Origin of the sequence: Photorhabdus sp. CRCIA-P01 (assembly GCF_003545805.1) — a bacterium.
In the GTDB taxonomy this organism is placed as follows: domain Bacteria; phylum Pseudomonadota; class Gammaproteobacteria; order Enterobacterales; family Enterobacteriaceae; genus Photorhabdus; species Photorhabdus antumapuensis.
In genome coordinates this window covers 1-3944 of the sequence record NZ_NMQR01000112.1, presented here as the reverse complement: position 1 = coordinate 3944, position 3944 = coordinate 1, and the positions used below count along the sequence as shown (strand labels likewise).

At 36.9% G+C, this 3944-nt stretch carries 3 protein-coding genes and 3 pseudogenes; 2 read left to right on the top strand and 4 right to left on the bottom strand.

Annotation, left to right across the window (positions count from 1 at the left end; translation table 11 throughout):
- A pseudogene (locus D3222_RS25310) lies at positions 1 to 225 on the top strand (group II intron reverse transcriptase/maturase); the annotation flags it as partial.
- A gap of 48 nt (positions 226 to 273) precedes the next feature.
- On the opposite strand, the gene D3222_RS23800 reads toward D3222_RS25310, so the two are convergent.
- From D3222_RS23800 to D3222_RS23785, 4 genes and pseudogenes are all read right to left on the bottom strand, one after another.
- On the bottom strand, positions 274 to 696 hold the full coding sequence (locus D3222_RS23800; RefSeq protein WP_118988271.1) for a hypothetical protein: 423 nt from the start codon (positions 694 to 696) through the stop codon (positions 274 to 276).
- A 38-nt stretch (positions 697 to 734) separates the two neighbouring features.
- Positions 735 to 1088, bottom strand: a complete 354-nt coding sequence (locus D3222_RS23795; RefSeq protein WP_118988270.1) for a hypothetical protein — start codon at positions 1086 to 1088, stop codon at positions 735 to 737.
- An 872-nt stretch (positions 1089 to 1960) separates the two neighbouring features.
- On the bottom strand, positions 1961 to 2431 hold the full coding sequence (locus D3222_RS23790; RefSeq protein WP_255417069.1) for a recombinase family protein: 471 nt from the start codon (positions 2429 to 2431) through the stop codon (positions 1961 to 1963).
- Positions 2432 to 2874: 443 nt separating this feature from the next.
- Positions 2875 to 3384: pseudogene (locus D3222_RS23785) on the bottom strand (IS6 family transposase); the annotation flags it as partial.
- Between the two features lie 71 nt (positions 3385 to 3455).
- Between D3222_RS23785 and D3222_RS23780 the strand changes: the two are divergent.
- Positions 3456 to 3944, top strand: a pseudogene (locus D3222_RS23780) (hypothetical protein); the annotation flags it as partial.

Here is a 3944-nt window from a genome sequence, read left to right as displayed (position 1 = left end):
TGCATACTGTGGCGGCAGTGGAAATCCCCCTCAGCGAGGGCGAGAAAACTGATGCAACTGGGCATAGCGGAGTCCCGGGCCTGTAAATCGGCGTGGAACGGTCGCGGAGCGTGGTGGAATGCAGGGGCATCTCATATGAATCAGGCGCTGCCAAAAAGGCGGTGGAATAAAGCGGGACTGGTATCAGTCGCGGACACGATACAACGGCTCAAACGTATAACCTGAACCGCCGTATACGGAACCGTACGTACGGTGGTGTGAGAGGACGGCGGGTCAAAGCCTGCCTCCTACTCGATCCTCTAGAGTGTCATATCTTTCCACTGTAGAATTTTCTAGGCTCAACACCCCATCAAAATCTGGTTCATTTTTCTTAAGCCAGTCAAAACATTCGCGCCTACATAGATACTTTAACTGGGCAGTATCTTTTGGTGCTGTGTCGGAAACTTTCCAGTTTGCATCTGACGTGGACGCATACACTTTACGACCTACGTTATATAGCCCAATAAAACACGCATTAGTCCCACCTTGTGGGATTTGGCGACGTACGTCATCTATATAGCCTTGTAGCTTATCTTTACTAGTATCAGGGCATGTCAGACCTACACTTGTTAGTTGATCTTTAAGAATACCCACTTTCATTTCAGTAGGAATCGATTTTATGAGATTAAATTTCATAGTCGAACCGTGCATAGGCATTTTTTATTCCTCTAATCTGATGATTTTTTGGTTGTTTATTAGTCAAAGATACTCACAAGTTCTATACCTGTTATGGACCCCATATCTGTACAAACATTCACAATATATCCTCCCTCATAAGCTAGAATTGCAAGCTGTGCTAAAACAGCATTTTCCGCACCCCCTAGATCGTTTTCTGTAATATATTGACTATACCACTTACCATTAACACTGATATTAATTCCAGGGGCCGTGTTGTTTAAATTTGTAAGGATATTCACGCTATCTATAAGGGTGTTCGGGATATAGTTCTGGCAATTTTTTTGCAAACTACCGGCAGCTTTTACTCCTATTGAAAAAAATGGAATCATTGAACTTAATATTAATATAGTTGCAGTTAAGAGTTTTTTCATGGAATTCTAACCTGCTTTATAGTTTTTATGATGAATAACAGTCTACTCGTCTCCGTTTAAGCAGGAATGCTGACTTCTTCCGCTGCCTTTGGCTTTGCCAATCGAGTACTGAAAAGCAAAAACGTCAAAAGCAAAAATATTTTAATTACTTAACCATCTGGGCGCACACCAATACCCGCTTACCTTTCCTTAAAACGGATCATTATCATATCATGTTAATATGCTAATAAATTTTTACATTAAAAACACATAGTCAAAGATATCAAACTTGTCCAGTTTCCATGAGTACCAAAACAATGTTTTTTGTACTATTACCTTTGGTCCGCCTGTAAAAATAGACTTATACTATCCCAAGATACAAAACAACAGATTATTAACCTAAGAAATCTAAGGTAGTGAGTACTTCACATTACAAGATCAATATGCATTCGTGTAAAACCAAGCTTCTTCAATGGAGCACGGGTATAATTATCATCTTTAATGTGACATTAGTATCTTACCTAACTAACTTATAAATATAGATGTTATTAACACATTGTCAAATTAAATATGAAAATTTCAATATGATTAATTGATAACTGAAACTTCACTACAAAAAACACGTTAATAAGATGTTTTATATAGGAAAAATAATATTCCAGTAAATTTCAATTCGGCAAATTACATGTATAAAGTTCCATTTATCTTCCCATTGAAAATGGTGAAATCAAGAACGACATCACAAAAATAATAGATAAATTATAAGGGGGAATTCCCACCATGGAATTAAATTAACTGTGTGTGAAAACAAAATTCTTGTTATTATTTACTGTATCAATAAATCAGGGCGAGAGCGCGAATGTTTTTTGAACTTAAGTTGCACGTAACACAATCTAAATATAACCCGAATTCTGGATAAGAAATTGACGTGAAGCCTGCTCCAGGAGCAATGTTTTGGTGAACACCGAAAACAGCTCCGGGGGCGACCATAGATTACTCTTGTCTGCCGGCGGGCGGCCAGTTTTTTCTCCTCGTCCTTTTTTAGCCACAATTCCTTCAGCTTGAAGCTCTCTAATGAGCGCACGCTCAAACTGACTAAATACCGACATCATATGTAATTGTAGTTCTTGTAACAGATTACTCTCGCTAGCAGAAAAATGAATGTTTTCCTTGATAAAAATAAGCGAAATGCCTCGTTGTTTCAGTTGAAGTGTTAAATTACACATATCCATCACATTTCTGCACAAGAGATCTATCGAATGAACAATGAATGTATCTCCACGCTCTAATATCGCTAATAATTGTTGCAGATTTGGGCGATTTGTATCTTTGCCACTGGCAACATCAGTAAAAATATTTTTTATCTCATAACCGGCATTTTAAATGGCGATTTCTTGTCGGGATGAATTTTGTTCTGCTGAACTGACGCGTATGTAAGCATAAATCATAAAACAATCCATAAAGGTCATAGAGGTTTTTGTAATGTTCTCTAAAGGTGGTCTAAATTGAATTTAGTTATTTTACCCAGAATAATAATCCATGTAGAATAATACTATTTTTTGTGTAATTTATTTAAGTGAGAGAAAATTTTCCATTTTTATATAAATTAAAAACATCTATAAATATTAAATATATCAATGTGTTAATTGAGTAAATTAACATAGATTAATGTTATTTAAAATAATCATTTTATGCTGATCAAAATTATTATTATTTCTTTTGCTACTCTTATTAAATAATACTAAGCTTAAGAAGTGGCACTGTTGCAAATAAAGAGATGAGTTTGAGTTTTTTCGCTCGAAGTGGATTAGAGACTAAAGACTCGATTCACTAGGCGCATCTCGCCTAAAGCTTGCCCATAATAAAAGTGTTCAGCTTGACCCTTGCGAAGAGCACGCATCACCTCAATCCCTTTGATAGTGGCATACGCGGTTTTTATCGATTTAAACCCTAACATGGGATTAATGACACGTTTCAATTTACCGTGATCATATTCAATCACATTATTGTGGAATTTGATTTGTCAATGTTCGATATGAGAGGGACATTTGCCTTCCTGTTTTAGTCGGCTGAGGGTGCGACCGTAAGGAGCAGCTTTATCAGTATTAATGATCCTCGGAATTTGCCTTTTCTTTACGCGATTGAATATCTTCCCTAAAAACCGATAGGTTGCCTTGGTATTACGACGAGGCGAAAGATAAAAATCAAGAGTCTGTCCACGACTATCAATAGCACGATAAAGATAAGTCCATTTTCCATTGACTTTGATATAGGTTTCATCCAAATGCCAGGCGTTATAACCTGAAGGATTGCGCCAATCAATGGCATTCGGTTAAGGAAACAACGATGTGATAAAATAGGGTCTAAATGAGCAAGGGGGAATGGATCATGGATTTATATCAACGCCTAAACAAAACCTTTTTTAATTCATGTTCGACGATTGATAAATCGTGGAAAAAAAGAAAAAGAACAATAGATACAAAATTGATTGTCTTATTCCGCATGAAAATTATTTCCGGAAAAAATAATCATGGATATGCTTATATCATCAATGAAATATGGGATGACTGCGTTCATGAAAATATACCTCTACCTCAGTGCAGTCCTATTTCAGCCTCATCAATGTGCGAAGCCAGAATGAAATTACCTGATGATGCCATCAAAACCATTAATAAAGATATTGTGGTTGTCTGGGAGAAAAACACTCTCCCGACAACATGGAAAGGACACCGAATTTTTGCCATTGATGGATCAAAGCTCAATGTCCCCAGAAAACTTATCAATAATGGCTATCGTGTCACACAACGTACGTCCAGACATTATCCCTATGCCATGATGAGCTGTCTCTATGATGTGTTGAATTCAATTGTATATGAT

Coding starts and splice junctions, on each gene's coding strand:
- D3222_RS23800 (WP_118988271.1), bottom strand. CDS start 696: ATGCCTATGCACGGTTCGACTATGAAATTTAATCTCATAAAATCGATT.
- D3222_RS23795 (WP_118988270.1), bottom strand. CDS start 1,088: ATGAAAAAACTCTTAACTGCAACTATATTAATATTAAGTTCAATGATT.